The sequence below is a fragment of the Dactylosporangium salmoneum genome (genome assembly GCF_039532525.1).
GTDB classification, from domain to species: domain Bacteria; phylum Actinomycetota; class Actinomycetes; order Mycobacteriales; family Micromonosporaceae; genus Dactylosporangium; species Dactylosporangium salmoneum.
Genome location: NZ_BAAARV010000040.1, coordinates 96,894 through 110,319 on the forward strand (window position 1 = coordinate 96,894; position 13,426 = coordinate 110,319).

At 73.5% G+C, this 13,426-nt stretch carries 14 protein-coding genes; 1 reads left to right on the plus strand and 13 read right to left on the minus strand.

Annotated features, from left to right (window positions below; genetic code table 11):
- Positions 1-22: 22 nt before the first annotated feature.
- The 3 genes from ABD352_RS25555 to selA are packed head-to-tail and all read right to left on the minus strand — an operon-like array spanning position 23 to position 3,518.
- Positions 23-496 (minus strand): VOC family protein, encoded by a 474-nt coding sequence (locus ABD352_RS25555; protein WP_344615011.1) that lies wholly within the window; start codon positions 494-496, stop codon positions 23-25.
- A gap of 10 nt (positions 497-506) precedes the next feature.
- Positions 507-2,240, minus strand: coding sequence for a selenocysteine-specific translation elongation factor (gene selB / locus ABD352_RS25560; protein WP_344615012.1), 1,734 nt, complete (start codon positions 2,238-2,240; stop codon positions 507-509).
- Positions 2,241-2,246: 6 nt separating this feature from the next.
- The gene (gene selA, locus ABD352_RS25565; RefSeq protein WP_344615013.1) at positions 2,247-3,518 is read right to left on the minus strand and encodes an L-seryl-tRNA(Sec) selenium transferase; all 1,272 of its coding nucleotides are present in this window, start codon (positions 3,516-3,518) and stop codon (positions 2,247-2,249) included.
- Positions 3,519-3,698: 180 nt separating this feature from the next.
- Here selA and ABD352_RS25570 point away from each other — a divergent pair, with 180 nt between their 5' ends.
- Entirely contained in the window at positions 3,699-3,830 is a 132-nt protein-coding gene (locus ABD352_RS25570; protein WP_344615014.1) for a hypothetical protein, read from the plus strand.
- A 72-nt stretch (positions 3,831-3,902) separates the two neighbouring features.
- Here ABD352_RS25570 and ABD352_RS25575 read toward each other — a convergent pair whose 3' ends face one another.
- The 10 genes from ABD352_RS25575 to ABD352_RS25620 all read right to left on the minus strand — a co-directional run bounded on the left by ABD352_RS25575 (position 3,903) and on the right by ABD352_RS25620 (position 13,408).
- Positions 3,903-5,873, minus strand: coding sequence for an oxidoreductase (locus tag ABD352_RS25575; protein ID WP_344615015.1), 1,971 nt, complete (start codon positions 5,871-5,873; stop codon positions 3,903-3,905).
- Positions 5,874-5,914: 41 nt separating this feature from the next.
- Positions 5,915-6,748, minus strand: a complete 834-nt coding sequence (locus ABD352_RS25580) for an SDR family oxidoreductase (RefSeq protein WP_344615016.1) — start codon at positions 6,746-6,748, stop codon at positions 5,915-5,917.
- Positions 6,749-6,785: 37 nt separating this feature from the next.
- Complete coding sequence (locus tag ABD352_RS25585) at positions 6,786-7,547, minus strand: SDR family NAD(P)-dependent oxidoreductase (RefSeq protein ID WP_344615017.1); 762 nt, start codon at positions 7,545-7,547, stop codon at positions 6,786-6,788.
- Position 7,548: 1 nt separating this feature from the next.
- Positions 7,549-8,337: an SDR family oxidoreductase gene (locus ABD352_RS25590; RefSeq protein WP_344615018.1), complete on the minus strand. Its 789-nt coding sequence runs from the start codon at positions 8,335-8,337 to the stop codon at positions 7,549-7,551.
- Between the two features lie 29 nt (positions 8,338-8,366).
- Positions 8,367-9,119, minus strand: a complete 753-nt coding sequence (locus ABD352_RS25595) for a maleate cis-trans isomerase family protein (protein WP_344615019.1) — start codon at positions 9,117-9,119, stop codon at positions 8,367-8,369.
- 115 nt (positions 9,120-9,234) lie between these two features.
- The gene (locus ABD352_RS25600; protein WP_344615020.1) at positions 9,235-10,047 is read right to left on the minus strand and encodes a GntR family transcriptional regulator; all 813 of its coding nucleotides are present in this window, start codon (positions 10,045-10,047) and stop codon (positions 9,235-9,237) included.
- Positions 10,048-10,049: 2 nt separating this feature from the next.
- Positions 10,050-10,367, minus strand: a complete 318-nt coding sequence (locus ABD352_RS25605; RefSeq protein WP_344615021.1) for a hypothetical protein — start codon at positions 10,365-10,367, stop codon at positions 10,050-10,052.
- Positions 10,364-11,248 (minus strand): nitrilase-related carbon-nitrogen hydrolase, encoded by an 885-nt coding sequence (locus ABD352_RS25610; RefSeq protein WP_344615022.1) that lies wholly within the window; start codon positions 11,246-11,248, stop codon positions 10,364-10,366. The genes ABD352_RS25605 and ABD352_RS25610 overlap by 4 nt, the downstream gene beginning before the upstream one ends.
- Before the next feature lie 2 nt (positions 11,249-11,250).
- Positions 11,251-12,393 carry a DODA-type extradiol aromatic ring-opening family dioxygenase gene (locus ABD352_RS25615; protein WP_344615023.1) on the minus strand — a complete coding sequence of 381 codons (1,143 nt, stop codon included), beginning with the start codon at positions 12,391-12,393 and terminating at the stop codon, positions 11,251-11,253.
- Position 12,394: 1 nt separating this feature from the next.
- On the minus strand, positions 12,395-13,408 hold the full coding sequence (locus ABD352_RS25620; RefSeq protein ID WP_344615024.1) for a 2,5-dihydroxypyridine 5,6-dioxygenase NicX family protein: 1,014 nt from the start codon (positions 13,406-13,408) through the stop codon (positions 12,395-12,397).
- Between the last annotated feature and the right edge of the window lie 18 nt (positions 13,409-13,426).

Sequence of the window (13,426 nt, forward strand, 5' to 3'; positions counted from 1 at the left end):
CAGCGAGCTGGGCGGGAACGCATCACGACGAAGCCGCGCCGCCTGCGCCGAACCACGCATCGTGGACGGCGTGCAGGCCGTCGTCCGACGAGCCGTTCAGCCGGAAGAACTTCCACGCGTACCCGTACGGGTCCACGAACTCGACGTACCGTTCCCCCCACGGCGCATCCACCGGACCGGCGCTGATGACGCACCCCGCAGCCCGGCAACGCTGCGCCGCCTCGTCGACGTCGCCCACTTCGAGCCCGATGACCACGCCGAGCCCGCGCGGCCCGGACTTCGTCTGGCGTTCCCGCACGCTGTCCGCGAAGGGGATGCCCACCAACGCGTCGACCAGCAACTGCAGCGGGCCCCGGCGGAGGATCGCCATCGCGACCCCGCCGTCCGCACCGGGAACCGTGCCCACCGGGGCGAAGCCGAAGCTCTGGTAGAGCGCCGTGGCCGCGCTCACGTCACTGACCCGCAGCGCTATCCGTACCGGCGGCTCACCGCTCATGACCGCGACGCTACCCTCCCTCGAGCTGGTGGCGGCCGTCCGGGAGCCGGCGGGTGACACCGCGGCGGTGCAGGAACTCCAGCAGCGGCACCGCCACCCGGCGGGTCGTTCCCAGTGCCTGACGGGCCTCGCTCAGCGTGAACGGCTGGGGCAGTCCGGCCAGGCGCTCGGCCGCCACGTCGGCGGCGTCCGGGAGCAGGACCACGCCGTCGGCGACGCGCAGCAGCAGGCCGGCCTTCGCGGCGGCGCCGAGCTCCTTCGGGCCCAGGCCCAGGGCGGTCAGGCGGTCGCTCTCCGGGGCGGCGAACGCGGACCGGCCGAGGTCCGCGCGGACGGTGTCGATGGCGCGCTGGAGGCGTTCGGGCAGGCGACGGCCGGTGCCGATGCGACCCTGATGAATCGCCAGCGGCGGGGTCAGGAGGCGCTGCACCAACCCGCGGTCGGGCAGGGACAGGCGGCGGGCCATGGCGTCGACCGGCGGGTCCGGGTCGACGGGGTGGGCGTCGGCGTAGGCGCGTACCTCAGCGGCCAGCCGGGTCCGCAGGGCGGCCTCGTGCGCAGGGTCCAGCAGCCAGCCGGGGGCGGGTGGGGTGACGCCCATCCGGGTCAGCTCGTCGGCGTGCACGAGCCGGCGGCGGCGCAGTTCGCCCGCGGCGTCCGGGGTGCCGTCCATCGTGGCCAGTTCGGCGGCCCGGGCGGCGGCCGCGCCGCGACGCCGCAGCGGCGGCGGGGAGACGTCCAGGACGGTGACGCCGCCGGGGACCCGGTGCAGGCCCGGGTCGCGCAGCAGCGCGCGGTCACCGACGTGCAGCGGCAGCTGACGGTCCAGGCGCAGGCGGGCGGTGTCGGTGCCCAGCGGGCGCACCCGGGCGGGCACCGCCGCGGAGCCGATGTGCAGCACGACGGTGGACGGCAGGTCGGCCACCGGGTCGCCGTGCACGCGGACGTCGACCAGGTCGGTGAGGACGAACCGGCCGGGGGCGACGAGCGCGTCGCCGCGGGCGATCGCCGAGCGCTCCACGCCGCGCAGGTTCACCGCCACCCGCGCGATGGCGTCCACTGCGGACACGGGGGTGCCCAGCGACTGCAGGCCGCGGACGCGGACCGGGGTGCCGCCGAGCTCCAGGTCGGCCTCCGCGGTCAGGCGGCCGGCGCCCAGGGTGCCGGTGACGACCGTGCCGCTGCCCTTGATGGTGAAAGCGCGGTCGATCCACAGGCGCACCGGGGCGGCCAGGTCGGGCGGGGGCAGGGCGGCGCCCAGGCGGTCCAGGGCGGCGCGCAGGTCGTCCAGGCCGGCGCCCGTCACGGCGCTCACCGCGACGGCCTCGACGTCGGCGGCGGAGGTCTTGGCCAGCTCGGCCAGGGCCTGGCGGGTCGCCGGGGCGGGGTCGGCGAGGTCGGCCCGGGTCACCACGAGCAGCGCGTGGCGCACGCCGAGCGCGTCGAGGGCCGCCAGGTGCTCGGCCGACTGCGGCTTCCAGCCCTCGTCGGCCGCGACGATGAGCATTGCCGCCGGTACCGGTCCCACTCCGGCCAGCATGTTCGGCACGAACCGCTCGTGGCCGGGCACGTCGACGAACGCCACGGTGGCGCCCGACGGCAGGCGGGTCCAGGCGAAGCCCAGGTCGATGGTCATGCCACGACGCCGCTCCTCGGCCCAGCGGTCCGGCTCCATCCCGGTCAGGGCGCGCACGAGCGTCGACTTGCCGTGGTCGACGTGCCCGGCGGTGGCGACGACCCACATGCCGGCTCAGCCGCCCGCCGCGCGCAGCACGGCCGCGGCCACCGTCTTGTCCTGCTCCTCGGGCACGCAGCGCAGGTCGAGCAGCAGCCGGTCGCGCTCGACCCGGCCGAGGACCGGCGGATCGCCCAGGCGCAGCGGGGCGGCCAGGCCGGCCGGCAGGGCGAGGGCGGCCGACGGGAGCTCGACCTCGGGGGCGCCGCCGCCACCCACCACGGCGACGGTGTCCACCACCTCGGCGCTCAGCCCGCCGAGGGAGGCGCGCACCGCCTCGGCCCTGCGGCGCAGATCGGCGGCGTCGGCCCGCAGCGCGCGCCAGGTCGGGGTGTCGCGGGCCAGCAGGGTCGCCTCCAGCGCGGCCAGCGTGAGCTTGTCGACCCGCAGGGCGCGGGCCAGGGGGTGCCGGCGCAGGGACTCCACCAGGTCGGCCCGGCCGAGCAGCAGGCCGGCCTGCGGGCCGCCGAGCAGCTTGTCGCCGCTGGAGGTGACGAGGTCGGCGCCTGCCCGCAGTACCGCCGAAGCGTCAGGCTCATCGGGCAACAGCGGGTCGGCGTCCAGCAGGCCGGAGCCGATGTCGACCACGAGCGGCACGCCCAGCCCGGCGAGGCGCTCGACGGGGACGGCGGAGACGAAGCCACGCTGGTAGAAGTTCGATGGGTGGACCTTGAGCAGGAAGCCGGTCTGCGGGCCGATGGCGGCCTGGTAGTCGGCCGGTGAGGTGCGGTTGGTGGTGCCGACCTCGCGCAGCCGGGCCCCGGTGGAGACGAGCAGGTCGGGCAGGCGGAAGCCGTCGCCGATCTCGACCAGTTCGCCCCGGCTGACCACGATCTCCTTGCCGGCGGCCAGCACGGTCGCGGCCAGCACCAGGGCGGCGGCGCCGTTGTTGACCACGTGCACGGCCCCGGCGGCCGGGACGGCCTCGGCCAGGGCGCGCATCGCGGTCCGGCCGCGCCGGGCGCGCCGACCGGTCTCCAGGTCCAGCTCGACGTCGGTATGGCCGGCGGCGCGGGCGACCGCCTCGACCGCCGCGCCGGACAGGGCGGCCCGGCCGAGGTTGGTGTGCAGCACGACGCCGGTCGCGTTGAGCACCGGTCGCATCCCGTTTTCGCTGTTCAGCCGGTGCAGCGCGGCCTCGGCGACGGCATCGGGGGCCAGCTCGCCGCGGCGGACCCGGTCGAGTTCCTCACGCACGACGGCGCGGGCCCGGTCCCGCGGGAACGCGGCCAGCCGGGGGTCGCCGAGCACGGCATCGGTGCGCGGCACCGAGCGACGCGGATCCATCCCAAAACGGTAGCAGTGTCCGGATCACCAGCCGGAGTTGAAGGTGTACCAGCCGTCGCCGATCGGGGTGAAGTACGTCCTGGCGGAGTCCCACACGGCCGTCATCCTGCGGCCCGGGGCCCCGGATGTCGATCCCCATCACTCACGGGCGCCTTCGATGAGCACACGCCGGCGGAGGGCGTGGATCGCCAGCGTGACCAGCCAGGCGAACCTCAGGGCCTGCTGCTCGACCTCTTCCAACGGATGCGAGTCCTGGCGCGGCAGCAGGCCGAGGAGATCCGCCGCGCCGCCCCCGCCGGCGACGAGTCCTGAACCACCGGACCGTCGTCGGCGGGTAACCGCGTCCAGGGGAAGCTCACCCCGCGTTGCCGGGCCGGACACCGTTCACAGCAGCCGCGCCGCGAAGTAGGCGGAGTGCAGCGCGTCGTAGACCCGGCCCGGGGCCTGCGCCGAGCCGATGGTGACGAACGGGACGCCGGTCTCGGCCAGCTCGTCCTGCAGCGCGACCGGGGCCGGTTCGCGGCCGAGGGCGAGCACGACCCAGTCGGCGCGCACCAGCTCGCCGTCCTGCCCGGACCCGGCCGGCCGGGCCAGGACGCCGTTCGGCTCGATCGCCACGACCTCGCGACCGGTCCGCAGCTCGACCCCGGCCTCCCGGAGCCGCTTGGGCAGGACCATGACGTCGTACTTGACCTCGGGACCGCGCATCAGCGCCTCTCCCCGCTCCAGCACGGTGACCGTCACTCCGGGCAGCTCGGCGAGGCGGAGCGCGGTCTCACAGCCCTGGAACCCGCCGCCGACAACGACCACGTGGCCACTGATCTGCTCGCGTCGCGGGCCGACGTCGCCCGGCCCGAGCAGCCGGTCGGTCGCCGCGATCGGGCCGGTGAAGGCCCGCTGCGGCGCGCCCGTGGCGACGACGACGGAGTCGAACCCGGCCAGCGCGGCAGCCGCGGCCCGCGCACGGCGAACCTCGATCCCGCGCCGCCGCACCTCGTGGACGAGGTGCACGAGCAGCCCGGCGAGGTCCTGCTTGACCGTCGAGCCTCGCGCGTGCAGCAGCGCGCCGCCGAGCTCCGCGGGCTCGAAGAGGACAACCTCGTGACCCCGGTCGTGCAGCGCCGCCGCCATCCGCAGGCCGGCCGGGCCGCCGCCGGCCACCGCGACCCGTTTCGGCGTGGCCGCCGTGCCGAGCGGGAACCGGCCTTCCTCGGCGACCTGCGGGTTGACCGTGCAGCCGACGCTGCGCTTCTGGTCGAGCCCGCGTTCGAGGCAGCCGTCGTTGCACCGGATGCACGGCACGATCTCGAGGACCCGGCCGGTCCGCGCCTTGACGGCCCAGTCCGGATCGGCCAGCATCGCGCGGCCGAGGGAGACGAAGTCCGCGCTGCCGGAGGCCAGGATCTCGTCGGCGATCTCGGGCGTGACCAGCGAACCGGAGGCGATCACCGGAATCGACACCGCCGGCTTGATCTTCTCCCAACCCCAGCGGTGCAGCTGCCGAGGCATGTACCAGGAGCTGGCCTCCCATTCCTGCAGGGCGTGGTGGCCACCGGAGGCGTGGATGACATCGACGCCGTGCTGCTCCAGCAGCCGGCAGAGCGCCACGGTCTCCTCGATCTGGATGCCGTCCGGCTCGTAGTCGGTGACCGAGAGGCGCACGCTGAGCGGGAAGGTCCGCGGCACGTGCGCCCGGATGCTGTCGACGATCTCGAGCAGGATTCGGGCGCGGTTCTCGAACGACCCGCCGTACTCGTCCGTCCGGTCGTTGGTGTGCGGGGACAAGAAGTTCGTGATCATGTAGCCGTGTCCGGCGTGGACCTCGACGATGTCGAACCGGGCCATGTGGGCCCGGGCCGCCGCCTCGCCGAAGCTTCGCACCACGCCGCGGATCTCCTCGGTGGTCATCGGGGTGGGCACGACGCCGAACGCCATCTCCGCCACATCCCAGGACGACGTAGAGGCCGACTTCATCGGGGCGGTGCCGAGGAAGCGCTGGCGCCCGGCGTGCACCAGCTGGAGCCCGACCGCGGCCCCCGTCGAGTGCACCTCGTCGACCAGCCAGCCCATGCCTGCCACGTGGTCCTGCCGGCTCATCCCGGTCTGGCCGTGGATCGACTTGCTCGCGTCGTCATCGACGTAGGTGTACTCCAGCATGACCAGGCCGGCCCCGCCCTCGCCGATGCGGCGGTAGTGGTTCACCGTCCGCTGCGACACGGTGCCGTCCGGGTTGGAGGTCGCCGTCGTGTTGGGCGACTTGACGACACGGTTGCGCAGTCGCAGGCCCGCGATCGCGCCGGGGCGGAAGAGGTGATCGAAGGTGCGGCTGGGGTTGAGCGTGCTCTCGACTGTCACGAGGACCTCCGGAGGGATGGGCGGGGGCGTTGGGTACGGCTTCAGGACGTCGCGACAGCCTCGAGTGCCTCCGCGCTGAGATCGCGGCCGCCGGCCGGGCTGCCGATGCCGCGCACGCCGAAGCCGCTGTCGGTCCACAGGCACTCGCCGGTGGTGAGGCCGGCCGCGGAGGAGGCCAGGTAGACGAACGCGCCCGCGTGGTCATGCGGTTCCGGGATCGCGCCGAGCGGGATCACCTGCTCCGCGCCGGGCAGGACCGCGTCGATCGGTTCCTGGTCGAGGCAGCGCAGCCCCTCCATGCGGGTACGCGCCACGCCGATCGCCACGCCGTTCACGCGGATGCGCGGCGCGAACTCCCAGGCGAGCTGGCGGACGATGCCGAGGTTGGCGTGCTTGGTGGAGACGTAGAGGACGCCGTCGTCGACGGCCCGGTAGCTGGCCAGCGAGCAGCTGAAGATCATGCATCCGCCCGGCGCGCGCAGCAGCGGGCCGAGTGCGGCCCGCGCGCCGAGCAGGTACCCCTTGACGTTGATGTCGTAGATCTCGTCGATCGCCGACTCGAGCCGGTCCAGCGGCACCTCGGCGAGCTTCAGGTTGCCCGCGCCGACGCCGGCGTTGCCGACGAACACATCGAGCCCACCGAAGGCGTCCACGACCTGCGCGACCGCCCGCTGGTTGTCGGCCAGGTGCTCGACCGAGCCCACCGTGCCGACGACGTTGGGGCCCAGCTCCTTGACCAGCTCGGTGAGCCGCTCGGAGTCGCGGTCCAGCACGCCCACGCGCGCGCCGGCCGCCACATACGCCTCCACCACCGCACGGCCGATCCCGGCCGCACCCCCGGTGATCAACGCGACCTTTCCGTCCAGCGCTCCCACGGCGCACTCCTCTCTCTCACTCTGGTCCCGGGACGAGTCACGCGGTGACCGCCCCGCCGTTCACGTCGATCACGGCGCCGGTCAGGAACGCGGCGTCGTCGGATGCGATGCATGGGATCAGCGCGGCGATCTCCCGGGGCCGTCCGAGCCGGCCCATCGGGATGCGCTGTGCCAGCTCCGCCTCGGACACCTGCGGCGATGCCGCGAAGTAGTCCGCGAGGTGTTCGGTACCAACGGTTCCGGGGTTGACGACGTTGGCCGTCACCCCGGTCCCGGCGACCTCGAGGGCCAACTGCCGGGTGAAGCCCACGAGACCGGACTTCGCCGCCACGTATCCGATGGCGTTGCCGAGCTGGGGTGCGGTGGCCGTCACCGAGCCGACGTTGATGATCCGCCCCCAGCCGCGGCCGAGCATGCCCGGCAGCACCGCCCGGCAGAGCAGGAACGGCAGCGTCAGGTTGGCTCGCAGCTGCTCGTCCCACTCCTCGTCGGTGGCGTCCAGGGTCGTGGTGGTCCGCAGGAAGCCGCCCGCGTTGTTCACCAGGATGTCGACCGCACCGGCCGCCGTGAGCAGTTCGGCCCGCGCCTCCGCGGTGTGCAGATCGCCCCCGAAGCCCTCGGCGCCCGCGAAGCCCCGTCCGCGCAACCCGGTGACGGCGGCCTCCACCTGGACGGCGTCCCGGCCGCAGACGACGACCCGCGCACCGGCGGCGAGCAGGGCCTCGGCGATCGCGGCGCCGATCCCACGGCGGGCGCCGCTGACCACCGCCGTGCGCCCCGCCAGGATCCGGGTTCCCACCTCAGACCCGGCCGCCGGGGCGGGCGATACCGCGGATGGACAGCCCGCTGTCCACCGTGACCAGCGAACCGGTCATCGCGCCGGCCTCGGCGGAGGCGAGCAGGGTGAACACGCCGTTGTAGGCCTCCACCCCGGCGACCTCCTGGAGCGGGAGCGCGCGCTCGGTGCCCTCGAGCACGGAGTCGCCGGCCTCCTGTCCCAGCGCGGCGGTGCCGCGCAGCCGGGTCGGGGCCACCCCTGGGGCGACCCCGTTGACGCGGACGTCGGGCGCCAGTTCGTAGGCCAGTTGCCGGATCAGCCCGTGTACCGCATGTTTCGACGCCGTGTAGAGGGCTCCCCCGCCGCCGGCGTTGGTGCTGGCGTAGGAGCCGGTGAGGATGACCGTGCCGCGGGTGGCGATCAGCTGTTCGAGGCAGGCACGTACGCCGAGCATGGGTGCCAGCACGTTGATGCCCATCAGCTCGTCGAACGCCGCGGTCAGCTGTCCGCCCGGGATCTGCTCCAGCGGCCGGGCCCCGTCGGTGATGCCCGCGTTGCCGACGAAGACGTCGATCCGGCCCCACTGCTCGACGGCCGCCGTCGCGGCGGCGACGTTACCCTCCCAGGAGCGCACGTCGGTGACCACGGGGATCACCGCCTCGCCGAGCTCGTCGGCCAGCTCGCTGACCCTCGCGGAGACGTCGACGGCGACGACCCGCGCCCCCTCCGCGACGTACCGGCGGACCACCGCCGCACCGATGCCCGCCGCCGCTCCGGTGAAGACGACGACCTTGCCGTCCAGTGCACCCATCTCGTTCCTCGCCTTCGTCGTTCGTGGGTTCAGTGACCGGCCAGCAGGGCACCGGCGCGCGGGGCGACCGGGTCCAGCCCGAGATCGTTCAGAATCCGCCAGACCGTGGCCGCCGCCGCGGAGACGACCGGGATGTCGAACTGCTGCTGCACGCTGTCCAGCACCGCCAGCGACGGCATCTGCACGCAGGCGCTGAGCACCAGGGCGTCGGCGTCCGCCGTCTTCACCCGCTGCGCCAGGCCGATCAGCTGCTCCGGGTCCAGGCGACCGACCTCCAGGTTGTCCGGGACCTCGAGGCTCAACGAGTCCACGACCTCCACGCCCTCGTGCTCGATGTAGTCGCACACCGTGGCGGTCAGCGGCTTCATGTACGGCGCGATCACCGCGACCTTCTTCGCCCCGAGGGAGTGCAGCCCCTCGACGAGGGCGCCGGCGGAGGACACCACCGGCACGCGGGCCCCGCTCTCGGCCTCGGCCCGCGCGGCCAGCTTCTCCTGCGACGCTCTGTGGTAGCCCAGCCCCTGGGCCATGATCGCGACGAGACAGGCGTAGGCCATGACGTCGACGCGGGCGTCGGCGAGCTCGGCGGCGCAGCGCAGGGAGTCGGCGTCCATAGCGGTGAGCTCCGCGGGCGTCACGTGCTTCATGCGCATCCGGGACGAGTGGAAGGTGAACTGTTCGTCGGGCCTGAGCTCCGCGCGGGCGCGCAGGATGGCGGGTATCTCGGTCTCCATCGTGGTGTTCGAGCTCGGGACGATGAGGCCGACGCGACGGGTGGGCATCCGAATCCGTTCCGCGGGCCGCTGGCCCGCCTGTTCGTGGGCATGCCGCGGAGCGCCACGAGGGCGCTGCGACGTGCTGTGAGCGATGTACTGCAGGATCGGCAGGACTGCGGGTCTAGCCGTTCGCGAGATATTCGAGGTTCGACGTCCTGAGCTCCGGCAGGCCGGGCGGGACCGCCCGCAGCCAGCGCAGCGTGGCCGGCCGGCGGGGTCCGTCCCCGTCGAGCCCGCTCACCTCGATGCCGAGACCGGCCAGGGTCACCGGCAGCGACTCGTACCGGTGGTCGGGCTCCACTTCGGCGATCAGGCCGATCGCCGCGTCCAGCAGATGGAACTCCAGGAGGTGGCGGGCCAGGGCGCCGTCGCGTGCCCGGACGGCGTCGAGGAAGACCCGGTCCAGCCAGGTGAAGTCCGCGACCGCGGGTGGCCGGGAGAAGTAGAGCCGCTGGTGGCGGTAGATGCGGGTGTGCAGGTCTTCGATCAGCTCGGTGGCCGCCGGCGGGTACCGGCTGAGCAGCACCTGGTGGTACTCCAGATGCGCCAGCTGGAAGTCGCGGGTGGACACCCCGGGCCGCTCCATGTCGGCCAGTGTCTGAGCCATCCGGTCGATGTCGGCCTCGGTCACCGAGGCGGCGATCGCGGAGACGATGGCGGGCTCCACGAGCAGGCGGAGCGCGTACGAGCCCTCCACGTCGCTGAGCGACGCCGGCGCGACCACCATCCCCCGGTTGGCCTGGGTCACCACCAGCCCCTCGGTGGCCAGCCGCTGGAGGGCCTCCCGCAGCGGAGTGCGGGAGACCTGCATGTCCTCGGCCAGCTGCTGCTGGGACAGCCGGAGCCCCGGCGGCAGCTGCCCGGAGACGATGCGTTCCCGCAGGGCGGCGACGAGGTCGTCGACGGCCGTGCCCGGACGCTTGATGCTGGTCACTGTCACGCACCCATTTCGTCGGAGCCCAGCTGGCGCTGGAACAGTCGCGTGAACGCCGCCGGGTCCTGCGCCGCGATGATCTCCAGCTGCATCGCGTCCAGCAGGCTGCGGTAGTTGCGCGCCGGAACGTGCAGTTCCAGCCGCTCACCGTTGCGCGTCCACACCTTGCGGATCTGCACCCCGGTGAACTCGTTGCCGATACCGAACCACTCGCCGACCTCGATGATCCCGGCGTCCTTCTCCTCGGCGCCCGGTTCCGCGGCGGCCCGGGCCTGCCCGGCGCGGTCGGGGAGGCCGGCCGGCTGGCCGTGCTGACTCATCGTTGCTCCTCCAGGATCGGGACGCTGATCGTTTGCGGGCTGGTGCGGTAGGCTACCGGCTTCGTGCCGGCGAGCACGGGCAGCGAGGCCCGCACGTCCCGCGCCGCCGCCAGATCGAGTTCGACCACCTCGACCGCGGGGCTGCGCTCTTCCAGGTCGAGCAGCACGTCTCCCCAGGGGGAGACCGCGAGGGCGTGCCCGTAGGTCTCGAACGGGTCGTGACCGGCCCCCGACGGCGAGCGCACCGTCGCCGGCGCGACCACGTAGCAACCGTTCTCGATCGCCCGCGCACGCAGCAACGTGTGCCAGTGCGCCCGGCCGGTGAGGTAGGTGAACGCCGACGGGACGAGCAGCACTTCGGCACCGGCCAGGGCCAGGGCCCGGGCGAGCTCCGGGAACCGCACGTCGTAGCAGATCGTCAGCCCCACCAGCGTCCCGCCCAGGTCGAGGAGCACCGGCTGAGCACCGGCCTGCTCCACGCTGCTCGCCTCGAACGACTGGCCGCCCACCCGCGCGTCGAACAGGTGGATCTTGTCGTAGCGGCCGAGCAACCGCCCGTCGGGGCCGAGGACCACCGCGGAGTTGAAGACGCCATCCGGGGTGGCGTTCTTCATCCCGCCGAGGACGACGGTGACGCCGTGCGCCGCGGCCGCCTCGGCGAGCGCCGTCACCTCCGGTCCGTCCTCGGCGAGCGGCCGCGCCCGCATCTGGGCGTTGGTGCCCAGCAACAGGCCGTTTTCGGGCAGGACGACCAGCCGCGCCCCGTCGGCCGCGGCGCGCCCGACCAGGTCGAGCGCGATCTTCAGGTTGGCCTCGACATCGGCCGTGGCGTGCCACTGGGTCACCCCGACCCGCAGCGAGCCGGCCGCCGCCCCGCCCACCGTCACACCCCCGCCGGGACGGCGGCGCGCCCGGTCTCCGCGCCCGCGTCACGTGCGGCCGCGAGGTCCATGTGCACGACCGTCCAGCCACCGCCCGAGGCCTGCATGGGCTCGTAGGCGTACACCTCGCCACGCACGCCCGGGCCCACGATGCCCAGCATAATCAGCCAGTTGAGGAACTCGTACTGGCCGTGATCGAGCAGCGGGTACGGCTCCAGCGCCGACACGTCCAGCCCTCGACCGGTCTGCAGCATCCGCAGCAGGTACGCGTCGAACTCCACGTCCACGGCCCCGAACTTGCCCGGGTCCAGCCAGTGCGACAGACCGCCCGTGGCCAGCATCGCCACCCGCAGCCCCGACTCGGTGATCACCCGTCGCAGCGCCTGCCCGAAGGCGCGCGCGCCGAAGGGCGAGAAGCTGCGGGCCGGCTGCGTGATGATCGGGATGACCGGCAGGTCGGGCCGCGGCAGCAGCAGACGGAGCGGGACGATCAGCCCGTGGTCGAGATCGACCCGGTCGGCGAGCTCGACCTCCTGCCCCGCCGCCTGCACCGCGCCGGCCATCGCGGCGGCGAAGTCGGGGTGGCCGGTCAGCTGCAGGTCGAGGTCCGGGCGCTTGAAGAACTCCATCGAGCCGCGGTGCGCCGGCCCGGTGCCGATGACGAAGTGCTGCGTCGCGAAGCTCTGGAAGTGGCAGTCCGCCGTGACCAGGACGACGTCCGGCCGGGCCGCGGCGAGATCCGCCGCCAGCCGGTGGTAGCCGTCGAGCAGCCGCCCGACCGCTTCGGCCGGGTCGATCTCCGGCCGGGCGAGCAGGTCGGGCACGTGCGAGCAGCCGCCGGCGAAGACCAGTCCCTCGGGGACGTCGGCCGCCGGCAGCGGCATGGACTCGTCCACGACGAATGCGCCGCGGCTGGCCGAGTCGCCCAGGTCGTCCTTGAACCACCGGCTGACCAGGATCGTGATCCCATCGTTCACTCCAGCGGAGCGCAGCCGGTCCCGGTCGCCGTCGACGATGGCGCGGGCCCAGGTCGCGTCGAGGCCGAGCGCGCCGGCCGCGTCGTCCGGGTTGGCCCGCACGCGCTCGAGCAGCTCGGGGTCGCGGGCCAGCGTGAGGATCGCGTTCTCGAGGATTGTCCGGTCCATGTCAGCCCTCCACGAGCGTTCCGTCGCGCACCACGGCCACGCCGTCGATCTCGACGGTGCAGCCGCGCATCGGGACGTCGAGGTGCGCGGGGGTCTCCCGGTCGGCGAACCGGTTGGACCCGGTGGACCACATGAAGTTGCCGGCGGTGGAGCGCAGCTCCTGACCGTAGAGGCTGCGCGGGTCGTACACGTCGAAGGCCGACCAGCGTGCCTGCGGCAGGAGGCCCCAGCCCATGTGCGACAGCGCCCATACCTCCGGGTCCTGCCAGCTGTCGAAGTAGTCGCGCAGCAGGTGGGCGTCGGCGCCGTCCCCGACCACGGCGGTGATGAATCCCTTGCTGACCTCGATGGTGACCGGCTCGCGCACGTAGCGCTGCCAGGGGATGAGCGCGTCGCCCGGCTGCAGGACGATCCGTCCCTCGGCGGTGCGGTCCTTGGGGAAGCAGGCGACGAAGCCGCTGGGCCAGTGGTCCCACCGGCCCGGCTCGTCGACGTACCCCCACTGGTGCGTGATGGGAAGGTTCTCGCCGGAGATGTCGGCGGTGAGGTCGGTGCCGGCGGCGCTGGAGACACGCAGGGTGCTGCCGGCCTTGAGCTTGCGGCCGCCGGACTCGACGACGGCGCGCAGCTCGGGGCCGCCCATCAGCCGCTCGAGGACGTCGTTGGGCTCGGCGACGAACAGCATCCGCTTGCCGTTGCCGGTGATCCGGGTGCGAACGTCGGAGTGGATCAGGCCGCCGACGGTGACGTCGACGACGAAGTCGCATTCCCCGGCGGCGGCGAGCAGCGCGGGGACCTCGCGGCCGTCGGGAGCGTAGGGCGGCAGCATCGGGTTCGACAGGCTGGATGCGTGCAGTACCAGCGCGCTGGCACCCAGCTGGCGGGCGGCCGCGACCGCGGCGTCCACGTACCCCTGCTTCTGGCCGAGCTCGGCGATGATGCCGATGGTCTCGTTCGGCTGTACGTTGCAGAGCCGGAACTGCTCGACGAAGTTCTCGGTCAAGGTCCTGGGCATGGGGTTCCTCTCTCGAAG